Source organism: Verrucomicrobiia bacterium, from assembly GCA_035574275.1.
GTDB lineage: Bacteria > Zixibacteria > MSB-5A5 > DSPP01 > DSPP01 > DSPP01.
The window spans coordinates 79,587-91,007 of the sequence record DATLYY010000042.1 but is presented as its reverse complement, the minus strand read 5'-3'; the positions used below and the strand labels follow the sequence as shown (position 1 = coordinate 91,007).

At 56.0% G+C, this 11,421-nt stretch carries 18 protein-coding genes; 13 read left to right on the top strand and 5 right to left on the bottom strand.

The window, feature by feature from the left end:
• Positions 1 to 482: 482 nt before the first annotated feature.
• From VNL73_06705 to VNL73_06685, 5 genes are all read right to left on the bottom strand, one after another.
• Complete coding sequence (locus VNL73_06705; protein HXF49098.1) at positions 483 to 1,232, bottom strand: ZIP family metal transporter; 750 nt, start codon at positions 1,230 to 1,232, stop codon at positions 483 to 485.
• Between the two features lie 24 nt (positions 1,233 to 1,256).
• On the bottom strand, positions 1,257 to 2,132 hold the full coding sequence (locus VNL73_06700; GenBank protein HXF49097.1) for a bifunctional 5,10-methylenetetrahydrofolate dehydrogenase/5,10-methenyltetrahydrofolate cyclohydrolase: 876 nt from the start codon (positions 2,130 to 2,132) through the stop codon (positions 1,257 to 1,259).
• A 12-nt stretch (positions 2,133 to 2,144) separates the two neighbouring features.
• Positions 2,145 to 3,026 carry a TIGR00282 family metallophosphoesterase gene (locus tag VNL73_06695; protein ID HXF49096.1) on the bottom strand — a complete coding sequence of 294 codons (882 nt, stop codon included), beginning with the start codon at positions 3,024 to 3,026 and terminating at the stop codon, positions 2,145 to 2,147.
• Positions 3,027 to 3,142: 116 nt separating this feature from the next.
• Complete coding sequence (gene rny, locus VNL73_06690; GenBank protein HXF49095.1) at positions 3,143 to 4,693, bottom strand: ribonuclease Y; 1,551 nt, start codon at positions 4,691 to 4,693, stop codon at positions 3,143 to 3,145.
• A 132-nt stretch (positions 4,694 to 4,825) separates the two neighbouring features.
• Entirely contained in the window at positions 4,826 to 5,149 is a 324-nt protein-coding gene (locus tag VNL73_06685; GenBank protein HXF49094.1) for a cell division protein ZapA, read from the bottom strand.
• A gap of 328 nt (positions 5,150 to 5,477) precedes the next feature.
• Here VNL73_06685 and VNL73_06680 point away from each other — a divergent pair, with 328 nt between their 5' ends.
• The 13 genes from VNL73_06680 to VNL73_06620 all read left to right on the top strand — a co-directional run bounded on the left by VNL73_06680 (position 5,478) and on the right by VNL73_06620 (position 11,419).
• A complete protein-coding gene (locus VNL73_06680; GenBank protein HXF49093.1) occupies positions 5,478 to 5,678 on the top strand; it encodes a DUF6800 family protein in 201 nt (66 codons plus the stop codon).
• A gap of 44 nt (positions 5,679 to 5,722) precedes the next feature.
• A complete protein-coding gene (locus VNL73_06675; protein ID HXF49092.1) occupies positions 5,723 to 6,019 on the top strand; it encodes an HNH endonuclease in 297 nt (98 codons plus the stop codon).
• 73 nt (positions 6,020 to 6,092) lie between these two features.
• Positions 6,093 to 6,455 (top strand): metallopeptidase family protein, encoded by a 363-nt coding sequence (locus VNL73_06670; protein HXF49091.1) that lies wholly within the window; start codon positions 6,093 to 6,095, stop codon positions 6,453 to 6,455.
• Position 6,456: 1 nt separating this feature from the next.
• Positions 6,457 to 6,909, top strand: coding sequence for a DUF5655 domain-containing protein (locus VNL73_06665; GenBank protein ID HXF49090.1), 453 nt, complete (start codon positions 6,457 to 6,459; stop codon positions 6,907 to 6,909).
• 2 nt (positions 6,910 to 6,911) lie between these two features.
• Positions 6,912 to 7,094, top strand: a complete 183-nt coding sequence (locus tag VNL73_06660) for a DUF1272 domain-containing protein (protein HXF49089.1) — start codon at positions 6,912 to 6,914, stop codon at positions 7,092 to 7,094.
• A gap of 143 nt (positions 7,095 to 7,237) precedes the next feature.
• Entirely contained in the window at positions 7,238 to 7,408 is a 171-nt protein-coding gene (locus VNL73_06655) for a DUF1328 domain-containing protein (protein ID HXF49088.1), read from the top strand.
• 253 nt (positions 7,409 to 7,661) lie between these two features.
• Complete coding sequence (locus VNL73_06650; protein ID HXF49087.1) at positions 7,662 to 8,174, top strand: hypothetical protein; 513 nt, start codon at positions 7,662 to 7,664, stop codon at positions 8,172 to 8,174.
• A 68-nt stretch (positions 8,175 to 8,242) separates the two neighbouring features.
• Positions 8,243 to 8,794 (top strand): DUF2569 domain-containing protein, encoded by a 552-nt coding sequence (locus VNL73_06645; protein HXF49086.1) that lies wholly within the window; start codon positions 8,243 to 8,245, stop codon positions 8,792 to 8,794.
• Positions 8,795 to 8,800: 6 nt separating this feature from the next.
• Positions 8,801 to 9,223: an ester cyclase gene (locus tag VNL73_06640; protein ID HXF49085.1), complete on the top strand. Its 423-nt coding sequence runs from the start codon at positions 8,801 to 8,803 to the stop codon at positions 9,221 to 9,223.
• A 69-nt stretch (positions 9,224 to 9,292) separates the two neighbouring features.
• Positions 9,293 to 10,117, top strand: a complete 825-nt coding sequence (locus VNL73_06635; protein ID HXF49084.1) for an alpha/beta hydrolase-fold protein — start codon at positions 9,293 to 9,295, stop codon at positions 10,115 to 10,117.
• An 86-nt stretch (positions 10,118 to 10,203) separates the two neighbouring features.
• Positions 10,204 to 10,521, top strand: a complete 318-nt coding sequence (gene sugE, locus VNL73_06630) for a quaternary ammonium compound efflux SMR transporter SugE (GenBank protein HXF49083.1) — start codon at positions 10,204 to 10,206, stop codon at positions 10,519 to 10,521.
• Between the two features lie 29 nt (positions 10,522 to 10,550).
• The gene (locus VNL73_06625) at positions 10,551 to 10,787 is read left to right on the top strand and encodes a (4Fe-4S)-binding protein (GenBank protein HXF49082.1); all 237 of its coding nucleotides are present in this window, start codon (positions 10,551 to 10,553) and stop codon (positions 10,785 to 10,787) included.
• Entirely contained in the window at positions 10,784 to 11,419 is a 636-nt protein-coding gene (locus tag VNL73_06620; GenBank protein HXF49081.1) for an intradiol ring-cleavage dioxygenase, read from the top strand. Before VNL73_06625 ends, VNL73_06620 begins: the two co-directional genes overlap by 4 nt.
• Positions 11,420 to 11,421: the final 2 nt, after the last annotated feature.

Genomic DNA, 11,421 nt, shown 5'->3' with positions numbered 1-11,421 from the left:
GTTCTATTCCGGCTTTTTTTGGTTGGGCCGTCCGCCCCAAGCCCGGAACGGGCGGCGGCTTTTGCCGACGGGCCTTTTGGGCGCGCCTTATGGTGGCAAGCCGATGGAATGGCTTGGCCTCAGGGGCCGGGTGGAACTGCCGCACTCCCCCGCCCTGATGGGGGAGGGGCTTTTTGGCTTTTCGCTCCCTTTCGTCAAAGGGGGCTTGCGTGGTGTGTTTCTTGCCCCCGGCACTCGGCCGGGGGGTATCATGCTACGCCTTTGCGCCCCGGGGAGGGTCCGGTGTGCACACCGGCTCTTTCTCCGAGGCTAAATCCCGCTAACCAATACAGAGATTGGAGACAGGAGATTAGAGATTCGTCCCCGCCTCACAACCCCTGTTAAAGAGGGAGGTGGCTTGGGGGTTAGCCCTACACACGTCCCTCTACTAAAGGCCCGGCCTGCGAAATTCACTCCGATTTGGTTGCGATTTTGCAGCCCCCTCAACTCAATCCCAAACCGGAAGTCAAAAGCAGCATCACCAAGAGCCCAATCAAAACCCCCCACGCCGTATCCCCCTTGGAACAGCGGGATAAACTGTCCGGAATCATCTCCGCCACCACCAGATAAATCATCGCCCCCCCGGCAAAACCCAACCCTGCCGGAAGAAGCGGCTGAAAAAAGGAAACCAAAAGAAAGGCGGGAACGGCAAAAACCGGCTGCGGCACGCTCGTCAAAATGGCATACCCCGCGCAGGCGGAAACGGAGACCCCCTTGGCCCGCAACGGGAGCGAAACGGCAATTCCCTCCGGAATGTTGTGGATGGCGATGGCAATGGCCAAAAGCAGCCCGAACTCAATCTCCCCCGTGGCATATCCCACGCCGATGGCGATCCCCTCCGGGATGCTGTGGACGAAAAGCACCGCCAGCATCAAGACCGCCTGCCGCGAATCCGCCTCGCTCAAATTGGCAATCTGCCAGCGGTTTTTCTCCGCCATCCGCGCGCTCCAGACGAAAAACAAAGCCCCCGCCAGCATCCCCGCAACGACCCCCCAGACGTTTCCGCGGTGCAAGGCCTTGTCAGCCAGCGAAAAAACCGCCGCCGAAATCATCATCCCCCCCGCCACCGCCCCGGCGACACCCTCCCAGCGGGAGGACATCGTGCGCTTGAAAGCAAACGGCAAGGCTCCCAACCCGGTCGCCAAATCGGTCAAAAGCGCAGCCCAAAAAACATGCCAGGCGGTAATTTCCATTTCAGGAAAAAACCATGCGAATTTCTATTTTCTTGATTTTTCCGCCGCTTTGACGGTATTGGAGAGGAGCATCGCCACGGTCATTGGCCCGACGCCCCCCGGAACGGGGGTGATCGCTTCCGCTTTTTTGGAAACGGATTCGAAATCGACGTCCCCGACCAGACGGTACCCCTTGGGACTCGCTTTGTCCTCGACGCGGTTGATGCCGACGTCGATGACCACCGCCCCCTCCCGCACCATGTCCCCCTTGATGAGCTCCGGCACCCCCACGGCGGCGATGAGAATATCCGCCCGCCGGGTATGCTCCGCCAGATTACGGGTGGCGGAATGGCAGACCGTCACCGTGGCGTTCCCCATGGTCTTTTCCGCCAGCATAATCGCCAACGGTTTGCCCACGATATTGCCGCGTCCCACGATGACGCAGTGCTTTCCCGCCGGGGAATGCCCGTAGCGGGCGAGAATTTCCAAAATGGCGGCCGGCGTGCAGGGGACATAATTAGGCCGCCCCAAAATTAGCCGCCCCATGTTTTGGGGATGAAACCCGTCCACATCCTTCCCCGGCAGAATCGCCTCGGAGGCCTCCCGCTCGCTGATTTTTTTCGGCAGGGGGGACTGCACGATGATGCCGGTGATATCCGGCCGGTCGTTCAAGGCCAGAATCACGGTAATCAAACCGATGGTGGTGATGTTCCCCGGTGGCCGGACGATTTCGGAATATACCCCGATTTCTTCGGAGAATTTCGATTTGTTGCGGACGTACACCTCGGAGGCCGGGTTGTCGCCGACCAAAACGGCGGCCAGCCCGACTTTCCGCCCCGCGGCTTTAAGTTTTTCGACGCGGGCTTTAAGCTCCGTTTTAATTTCGAACGCTAACGCCTTGCCGTCTAATAAAATGGCCATATCCGGGAACTCCTATTCCCCGTCGTCGAACGTCTGCCCTTCCGGTTTGAAGTCGATTTTCAGCCGCTCGATTTTGGTCGCCCTGCCGCTCTGTTCATCGACCGAAACCACCACGGCGCAGAGCTTGATATCCTCCGTGGCGACGGTGAAGCGGTGCGGCAGCTGGGTCAAAAACCGCGCCAGGGCGTCCTGCGCGTTGATGCCGATGACCCCTTTGTGCGGCCCGGTCATCCCGACGTCGGTGATGAAGGCCGTCCCCCCCGGCAGAATCTGCTCGTCCGCGCTCTGCACGTGGGTGTGCGTGCCGACCACGGCGGAGACCTTGCCATCCAGATGCCACCCCATCGCCTGCTTTTCGGAGGTCGCCTCGGCGTGGAAATCCACAAAAATAATCGGCGTCTCCTTTTTCATCTCGGCAATCTCCCGCTCGGCGTAGCGGAAGGGGTCTTCCAAATCCCGCATATAGACCCGCCCTTCCAGATTCAGAACCCCCACTTTCTGCCCGGTAATCAACGGCTTGACGCGGGAGCCGAAGCCGGGCGTGCCGGGGGGATGATTCGCGGGGCGCAGAAAGTTTGGATCCGTTTCCAGGTAGGGAAAAATCTCCTTCCGGTCCCAGATGTGGTTGCCGGAGGTTTGCAAGTCCGCCCCGTAGCTTTTGATTTTCTGGGCGATTTGCGGGGTGCAGCCGTAGCCGCCGGCGGCGTTTTCCACGTTCACGATGGTGAAGTCAATGGCATATTTTTTTTTCAAACCGGGCAGAAGCTGGGAAAGCGCCCACCGTCCCGGCTTCCCCATGATGTCGCCGACAAAAAGTATGTTCAGGTCAATTCCCTTCCAAGGCCGTTCCGGCCGGTTTGGAAAAAAGAGAGTTTTTGCCGAAAAGGCAAACAAAAAATGCGGCGGCGAATCTAAAGATTCGCCCTGCGTTATTACACCGGTGGCGCAGGGGCGTGCCGCCGGATGTAAAAACCATTCGGCGCCACCGGATGGGTTGGCACCGCCGAAAATTATTTGGCGTAATCCACCGCCCGGGTTTCGCGAATCACGGTGACTTTAATCTGCCCCGGGTATTCCAGCTCCTGCTGGATTTTCTTGGCGATGTCCGCCGCCAGAACCACCGCGCCGGAATCATCCACCTGCTCGTTTTCCACCATAATCCGGATCTCACGCCCGGCCTGAATGGCATACGCCTTCGCCACCCCCTTGAAGGAGTCCGCCACCTCTTCCAGTTTTTCGAGGCGCTTGATGTAGTTTTCCAGCGATTCCCTGCGAGCCCCCGGCCGCGCACCGGAGATGGCGTCCGCCGCCTGGACGAGGACGGAATACGGCGTTTCCTGCACGACGTCCTGATGGTGCGAGGCGATGGCGTTAATCACGGCGGGCGGCTCGTTGTACTTCGCCGCCACCGTGGCGCCGATTTGGGTGTGCGTCCCTTCCGTCTCCCGGTCGATCGCCTTCCCCACGTCGTGCAGAAGCCCGGCCCGCTTGGCCAGATTTCCGTCCAGCCCCAACTGCGCCGCCATCAAGCCGCAGAGCCAGGCGACTTCCTTGGAGTGCTCCAGCACGTTCTGGCCGTAGCTCGTGCGGAATTTCAATTTTCCCATAAGTTTCAAAATTTCGGGATGAATCCCGTGCACGCCGACGTCGAAACAGGCCTGCTCTCCCGCTTCCCGGATGATGACTTCCATTTCCTTTTCCGACTTGGCCACAACTTCCTCGATGCGGGCGGGGTGAATCCGCCCGTCGGAAATCAGCTTTTCCAAGGCCATTTTGGCCACTTCCCTCCTTACCGGGTCGAAGCCGGAGAGAATCACCGCCTCCGGCGTGTCATCCACGATGACGTCCACGCCGGTGAGCGTTTCAAAAGTGCGGATGTTCCGCCCTTCCCGCCCGATGATGCGCCCCTTCATATCGTCCGAGGGGATGTGCACCACCGAGACGGTGGACTCCACGGCGTGGTCGGCGGCGGTGCGCTGGATGGCGGAGATGACGATGTTTTTCGCCTCCCGGTCGGCGGTTGTTTCCGCCTCTTCCTTGATTTGTTTGATGGTCGCCGCCGCCTCCGCCCGGGCCTGGTTCACCAGGTTGTCCATCAACTGCCGCCGGGCCTCCTCGGAGGACATTCCGGAAATCCGCTCCAGCTGGCGGTTCTGGTCGGCAATCAGCTTTTCCAGTTCCTGCTCGCGGATTTCCAAGGCCTTGTCCCGTGCGGAGACCACTTTTTCCTTGTTGATTAACTCCCGCTCTTTTTTGTTGACCAGGTCGGCCTTGCGTTCGACGGACTGTTCCCGCTCCTCCACTTTCTTTTCCGCTTTGGCCTGTTCGGCGCGGCGGTTGGAAATTTCCCGTTCGAAGGCGGTTTTGGCCTTGAACCATTCATCCTTGGCTTCCAGGATGGCCTCTTTTTTCTTGATTTCCGCCTCTTTTTCCGCTTCCGCCACGATTTTTTTGGCGAATTCCTCGGCTTTGGCAACTTTTTGGGAGGAGAAACGGCGGAAAAGAATTCCGCCTGTGAAGAAAGCGGCGAGTATTAAAAGGCCGGCGATAATAATCCATATTAGTTCCGGCATACAACCTCCATTATTTCTTGCCGTCCCGCGAGCGGGATGGCAAGGGGAATCTATTTTAAGCAGGAGGAAACGGGTTTGGTGCGCGGGCCCGGCCTTATTGGGGGCCGGGTTGAAAAGCCGTCAGCTTTTTCTGGGCTGCGGCAGTTCGAGGTCTTCGGCCAGCTTTTGGTCCATCCAGACCAGAAGCTCTTCGGCCTTCCCTTCCACCGAGGAAAGCTTCAACTCTTTCTCCCGGCGTTCCGAAAAAAGTTCGTGGGCTATGTTCAAGGCGGCCAGGACTGCGATTCGGGCCGGCTGTTTGGATTGCGTTCGGGCGGTAACTTCCCGCATTTTCTTGTCCACGTAGTCGGCTAAATGGTGAATATAGTCGGCCTTGGCGGGGGCCGTTACCGGATATTCCTCTCCGAAAATGTTAACCCTTACGGTTTGTCTTTTTTCGTCCACGCTAAAGTAAAACCCTTCCCATTCCTGCACGTCGTTTGGTTACAACCACTTACATCATACTGCTCAACTACGGTACTGCCTGTGGCATCTACCAAAGCCACACCTCAAAAGATATATCGGCAAAAATCGGAAGTCAAGCATACCGCTTCCATCAAATGTTTTTTTCGTAGCGGACGGCTTTAGTCCCGAGCGATGAGAATTTACAGATAGCCGGCGGGATACAGCTTGAAATCCTTATCAATAATACCTAATTTTGGTATTAGAATGAATTTGGAAAACCAAAGGCCAACCAAAATTCTTTGGATAAGCATCGCCAAGGAGGTTGATAATGATGGGCAAAATACGCAAAACGAAAAGGAAGCTTAAGATTAGACAGAAAAAAGAGCGGCGGGAGAAATACCAAAAGTTAAAGGCCAAATATCTCGCCGCCGGCGACCCGGAGGAGCGGAAAAAGATTCTGGAGAAGCTGGCGGCCATTGCGCCGTTTGTCGGCGTGGAAAAATGGCTGGAGAAGACCCGTAGAGCGTAGGGTGAAGAACGTAAGTCGTAGTTAAAACAAACAAAGGAGGAGCAATGTCCTTTTCCAACCTCACCAAATCCCAGGCCCGGCTGCGCCAGAACGGAAAATGCGCGCGCTGCGGCGAGACGCTGGTCGAAACGGAAGAAGCGGCCCATTATTTACTGCGCGAAAGCTCCGGCGGGCCGGATAAAGAGGATAATTGCGTGGTTTTGTGCCAGAACTGCCAGACCCTGGCATATCACAACGCCAATTTTCATACCAGCTACGTGACCCCGGTCGGGCATTTTCCGTACGCCAATCTTTACGGCGCACACCGGTCGGCGCCGGTTCGCTCCGCGCGGACGAGATGAGCGAAACGGCTCCCAACCCCCTCCGGCCTTCGGCCTCGTCCCCCTTGTTAAGGGGGACAAAAAGGACAGAAGAATGACCCAGGCGGAATTCGAACGGATTGCCAAGGAGGCGGTTTCCGGACTGCCGGAGGAAATCCGCAAAAAAATTGAAAACGTGCAAATAGTCGTTCGGGATGCCAGAAAACCAAAGCCGGGGGATGAGGTGGACGAGCGGGAGCTCTACGGACTGTACGCCGGGACGCCGCGACCGGAGCGGCTGCACGACGATTTGGGGCGGCTGCCGGACACTATCATTCTCTTCAAAAACAACCTCGAATCCGACTTCGAAGATGACCGGGCGGGGCTAATCAAGTGCATTCAGGAAACGGTGCTCCACGAGCTGGGGCATTATTTTGGCTTTGACGAGGAGGACTTGGAGGATATGGGAATCGGCTGATATGTGGACCTGCCCGGTTTGCAAACAGCGCTTCGTCAACAAAAGCCAATGGCACTCCTGCGGCAAGAACACGCTGGAGGGTTTTTTGAAGGGGAAGACGCCGGAAGCCGTCAAATTGTTCCGTTTCTTCGTTGACGAGTACAAAAAAATCGGAAAGTTCGATTTGCATCCGGCCAAGACGCGGATTGCCTTTGTGGCGAAAATCCGCTTTGCAGGGGTGACCAAGATTGGAAAGGATTACATCCAATGCGGCCTGCTTTTCGATAAATTGTACACCGATGAATGCTTTACTCAAATCGAAAAAATCCCCCCGGCCCGGCCGGGCGGGCGGGAATATTTCGCCAACCGTTTTCGGCTTTATAAAAAAAGTGATTTGACTCTCAAACTAAAAAAATATATGCGGATGGCGTATGACATCGGGCTGCGGAAGCATGTGAAGAAAAAGGAGGGTTGATTATGGCCTTGGAAATGAAAACGGCGTGCGAAAAATGCAAGGGCGTCCTGAAAAACGATGGCGAGGCGTTCATTTGCAGTTACGAATGCACGTTCTGCCCCTCCTGCGCCAAACAGATGAATTATGACTGCCCCAACTGCAGCGGGGAGTTGCTTTTGCGGCCGAAAAGAAAGCCCGCTCAATAAAATCCCAGCAACAAAAGCGCTAAGTCCGCAGTTTGAGCAATTTCCAAAGGGCACCCTTCAAGCTCAAGCATTCCAATGGATTAACCAAGCAATCCTCGCCTGCCTCTGCGGGGTATAAGTTAGAGTAGCGAAAGGAGGAAACCATGCTGCGTTGGGCATTTGGATTTCTCATCATCGCGTTGATCGCAGGGGTATTGGGGCTGACCGGCGTGCAGTTTATAGCCGCCAAGATTGCGTGGATTTTGTTCATCGCCTTCTTGATACTGGCCGCCATCTGCTTCGTCCTTGGCCGGCGGATTCCTCCCCCTGTTTAACCTGAGCACTCCTCCCAAGGGCGGGGTTTACCCCCGCCCTTATTATTTTCCTCCCGGCTCTCATCAACCTCCCCCGGAGAGGCAAAACTACAAAACTCTGCAAACAGACCTATCCTGTCCGCCGTAGGTTTTATAGAACGCGCCACCGTTTTGGAAAGGCAGTGGCAGGATGAAGAATCACATGTTTCCATTGGTGGCCGTTTGCGCCTTCCTTCTTGACGGCTGTTGTGGGCTGATGCCTGCCCCCTTCGGTATGCCGATCACGACTCATCGACAAGCTCAACGCTGGGAACGCCAGCACTTTGCGTGGCGGCAGCGGGAATGTTCTGATTCAATAAGTTACTACGTCCGAAACGAATGGCCGGGCAAAGAGGATTATATCCAGACCTACTACTTGACCAAGGACGGCTCCGTGCTGGCCGAATCGTGGCGGAATATTCCATCGGGAAAATTTATGGGGCGGGCCGCCCGCGGGGCTTGGCCGTTTGCCGTCCACCGGCGGCACTTAAACGAGGATACGATACGAAGCATATTTGAAAAACAAGTATACCATCCCATCGATTCCATAACCTTGGTTTTGCCGCTGCCGGTCGATGATATGTTGCGCCCCCTCTCGTGGCACATCTGGGCCGGGCAAACCGAATGGTATTTTTGGGTTTACAACGGCTGGCTTATGACGACGGACGAATACAAAAGAAAAAGAGAAACATACTTTGAACTTTTTAAGTCGTTCAATAAAGATCATCCAAGAAGGCAGGTAAAGTAACCTCTCCTTTTTGTCGATTGAGATGGCATAAGCGGCCGCTTTACGGGCTACTAAAAAGGGAGGGGAAAATGAATACCGCGCCGGGAGAACCAACGGGGTTGAAGGGATGGCTGATTTTGCCCGCCATCGGGTTGTTTGTCGCACCGCTTCGTTTGGGACTCAATTTGTTGAAGGATTTCTGGCCGATTTTCCGGGATGGCTACTGGCCGGTTTTGACCACGCCGGGGACGGAGGCGTATCACCCGCTCTGGAAACCCCTGCTCACGTTTGAAATCGTCGGAAATTCCCTTTTCATCCTCGCCAATCTGGCGTTGATATTCTTTTTCTTCACCAAACACTGGCGCTTCCCGACTTTGTACATCGCGATGCTGGCGCTAAACGTCGTCTTTGTGGTCAGCGATTTCTTTATGGGGAACGCCATACCGGCGGTGGCGGCTTCCAAAGACACGCAGGCCCTTAAGGAAATGGCTCGGACGATTATCGCGGCGGCGATTTGGATCCCCTACTTCTTGCGCTCCAGAAGGGTAAAGAATACCTTCGTCAAACCGGGTTCCGTCGGCACCTGGCAATCCCCCGCGGGGGTCAGCCAGCACAAGCCGGCGGTGCCGACCGGCGTTTGACGAGAAGTGGCCGACGGAAAAACTGAAGAGCTGAAAAAAATCGCCCGCCGCTGGATTGAGGAAGGCTGGGTCCGGGGGAACGTCAAAATTGTGGACGAGCTTCACGCCACCGATTTTGTAGACCGGGATTCCTCCGGCCGGGAGCCGTCCAACGCCGGATTCAAAAAAGCGATTTTGGAAGTGTATGCCGCCTTTCCGGATTTCAACTGCAAAGTTGAGGATTTGGTCGTCGAACCGGACACGGGAAAAGTGGCCGTCCGCTGGTCGGCCGTCGGCACGCACAAAGGAAAATATCTGAACGCCCCGCCGACCGGGAAGCAAATCCGCTTCAAAGGTATCGAAATCATCACGATCCGGAAGGGCAAAATCAGCGAGCGCTGGGGGGAATGGGACGGGATTGATTTGCTTGAGCAGTTGGGCGTGATTTAACCCGTCGGAGGGGCTGAATAAATTCAGCCCTCCAGCAACCGGCGGTTTCTGTCGAAAATATAAGTATATATGGCGAGAACCTTTTGGCTCTCTTTATTGGGACTTTTTGCCTTCCCAACCCTCTTGGTTTCCAAAACGGGGGATAAGTTGGCTTCAAAAGAGGCCTCCACCCCGGCCATATTAGAGCAGGCGATTTCCTCCCTTCCCGGCGGGTTTCAGGAACGGGTGTACAGGGCCTCCAAAAAGGACAGCATCCGCTATCTGTTTTTTGTGCCGAAAAATTACAACCCGAAGAAATACTACCCGGTGGTGCTCTGGCTGCACGGCCGGGGGGCGCGCGGCAAGGATTTGAGCGTTCTGCTTTCCTGGGGGGATGAACACGGCCCCGGATTTTTTACCCGGCCGGAAAACCAGAAAAACCACCCCTGTTTTGTCGTCGCCCCGCAGTGCCCGCCGGATGAATACTGGGCCGGGCCCTGGGGCAAACCCGCCTCCCGCCAAGAGAAGCTGATTGTCAAAATGCTCAAGCATCTGCGCTCCCGCTACAAAATCGACTCCAAACGGCAGTACGTAATCGGCATTTCGATGGGGGGGTTCGGGACGTGGGATATCATCGGGCGGTATCCGAAAACCTTCGCCGCGGCGATGCCGATGTGCGGCGGGGGATACCCCGGGCGGGCATCGGGGATGAAGAACACCGCCATCTGGGCCTTCCACGGCAAATCGGACCAGGCCGTTCCCCCCAAGCGCTCGCGGGAGATGGTGGAAGCGGCCAAAAAAGCCGGCGCGGAGGTGCGCTACACGGAATACAAGGGGGTTGGCCACGACGTCTGGGTGCCGGCCTTCAAGGAGGAGGAATTCCTCCCCTGGCTCTTCTCGCAGAAAAAGAAATAACCGCTCGTTTCGTTCCCCATTCAAGTCAAAAAGTTTCCGCAAGTTGCGGGTATTTGATATACTGCTCCCGAAAGGAGGCGAAGTATATGGCTTGGGTTTATTTGATTGTTGCCGGAATTTTTGAAATCATCTGGGCGGTCGGGTTGAAATATGCGCAGGGATTCACCCGGCTCGGGCCGAGCGTCTGGACGATTGCCGCGATGCTGGCGAGCTTCTTTTTTCTGGCGCAGGCGGTGAAAACGATACCGGTGGGGACCGGCTATGCCATCTGGACCGGCATCGGCGCGGTCGGCACGGCGGCATTCGGCGTCCTCCTTTTTTCCGAATCCGCCTCCCTTGCGCGGCTTTTCTGCATCGGTTTAATTGTGGCCGGCATTATCGGGTTGAAACTGACCTCAAGCTGAACAGCCCCGGTAGAAGGGTATAACGAAGAATGAAGGATATCACCAAAAAATACACAAACGGCGAAGTGACCATTCTCTGGCAGCCGGCGCTTTGCGTCCATTCCGCCAAATGCTTTTTGGGCCTCCCCGCGGTATTCGACCCCACCAAACGCCCTTGGGTGAACCCAGAGGGGGCGGATACGCAAAGGATGATTGAGCAAGTCAAGCAATGCCCTTCCGGCGCCCTCTCCTATTTTATGAACGAGGAGAAAAAGCAGGAAAAGTGACTTCAAAGATTTTTATTTTGGTCTTTCTTTTCTTATTGACCGGCCGTAACATGGAAGCCCAAAGACGAGACCGCAATTTGGAACGGGTGGGGGGCTTTTGCGAAGGGTGCGAGGGGATTTATGAAGGGATGCCGAAAAATTTGAGTTGGCAGACGGTGATCGCGGACAGCTCCGAGCCGGGGGAGCGGCTCGAATTGAGCGGCACGATTTTCAAAAAGGACGGCAAAACGCCGGCCAAGGATGTCATCCTCTACGTCTATCACACCAACGCAGAGGGGTATTATGAACCGTCCGAAGGTCAGACCGGCTGGGCAAGGCGGCACGGGCATCTGCGGGGTTGGGTGAAGACGGATGAGCGGGGACAGTATTCTTTTCGCTCCATCCGTCCGGCCCCTTATCCGAACGGAAGCGACCCGGCCCATATCCATTGCATAATCAAAGAGCCGGACAAAAACGAGTACTGGATTGACGACTACTTCTTTGAGGGAGACCCGCTTATAACCGGGCGGATAAAAAACCGGCTGGAAAAAAGGGGCGGCTCGGGAATTGTCCAGCTGACCAAAGACGAAAACGGCGTCTGGAGTGGCCAACGGGATATTGTCCTCGGCCAAAACGTTCCCAATTACAAGTAAAC

Bases quoted from the DNA above. Each gene is read 5' to 3' on its own strand.
- VNL73_06660 (HXF49089.1), top strand. From the start codon at position 6,912: ATGGCCTTGGAAATGAAAACGGCGTGCGAAAAATGCAAGGGCGTCCTG.
- VNL73_06705 (HXF49098.1), bottom strand. From the start codon at position 1,232: ATGGAAATTACCGCCTGGCATGTTTTTTGGGCTGCGCTTTTGACCGAT.
- VNL73_06680 (HXF49093.1), top strand. From the start codon at position 5,478: ATGATGGGCAAAATACGCAAAACGAAAAGGAAGCTTAAGATTAGACAG.
- VNL73_06675 (HXF49092.1), top strand. From the start codon at position 5,723: ATGTCCTTTTCCAACCTCACCAAATCCCAGGCCCGGCTGCGCCAGAAC.
- VNL73_06625 (HXF49082.1), top strand. From the start codon at position 10,551: ATGAAGGATATCACCAAAAAATACACAAACGGCGAAGTGACCATTCTC.
- VNL73_06665 (HXF49090.1), top strand. From the start codon at position 6,457: ATGTGGACCTGCCCGGTTTGCAAACAGCGCTTCGTCAACAAAAGCCAA.
- VNL73_06670 (HXF49091.1), top strand. From the start codon at position 6,093: ATGACCCAGGCGGAATTCGAACGGATTGCCAAGGAGGCGGTTTCCGGA.
- sugE (HXF49083.1), top strand. From the start codon at position 10,204: ATGGCTTGGGTTTATTTGATTGTTGCCGGAATTTTTGAAATCATCTGG.
- VNL73_06645 (HXF49086.1), top strand. From the start codon at position 8,243: ATGAATACCGCGCCGGGAGAACCAACGGGGTTGAAGGGATGGCTGATT.
- VNL73_06650 (HXF49087.1), top strand. From the start codon at position 7,662: ATGCCGATCACGACTCATCGACAAGCTCAACGCTGGGAACGCCAGCAC.
- VNL73_06700 (HXF49097.1), bottom strand. From the start codon at position 2,132: ATGGCCATTTTATTAGACGGCAAGGCGTTAGCGTTCGAAATTAAAACG.
- VNL73_06655 (HXF49088.1), top strand. From the start codon at position 7,238: ATGCTGCGTTGGGCATTTGGATTTCTCATCATCGCGTTGATCGCAGGG.
- VNL73_06635 (HXF49084.1), top strand. From the start codon at position 9,293: ATGGCGAGAACCTTTTGGCTCTCTTTATTGGGACTTTTTGCCTTCCCA.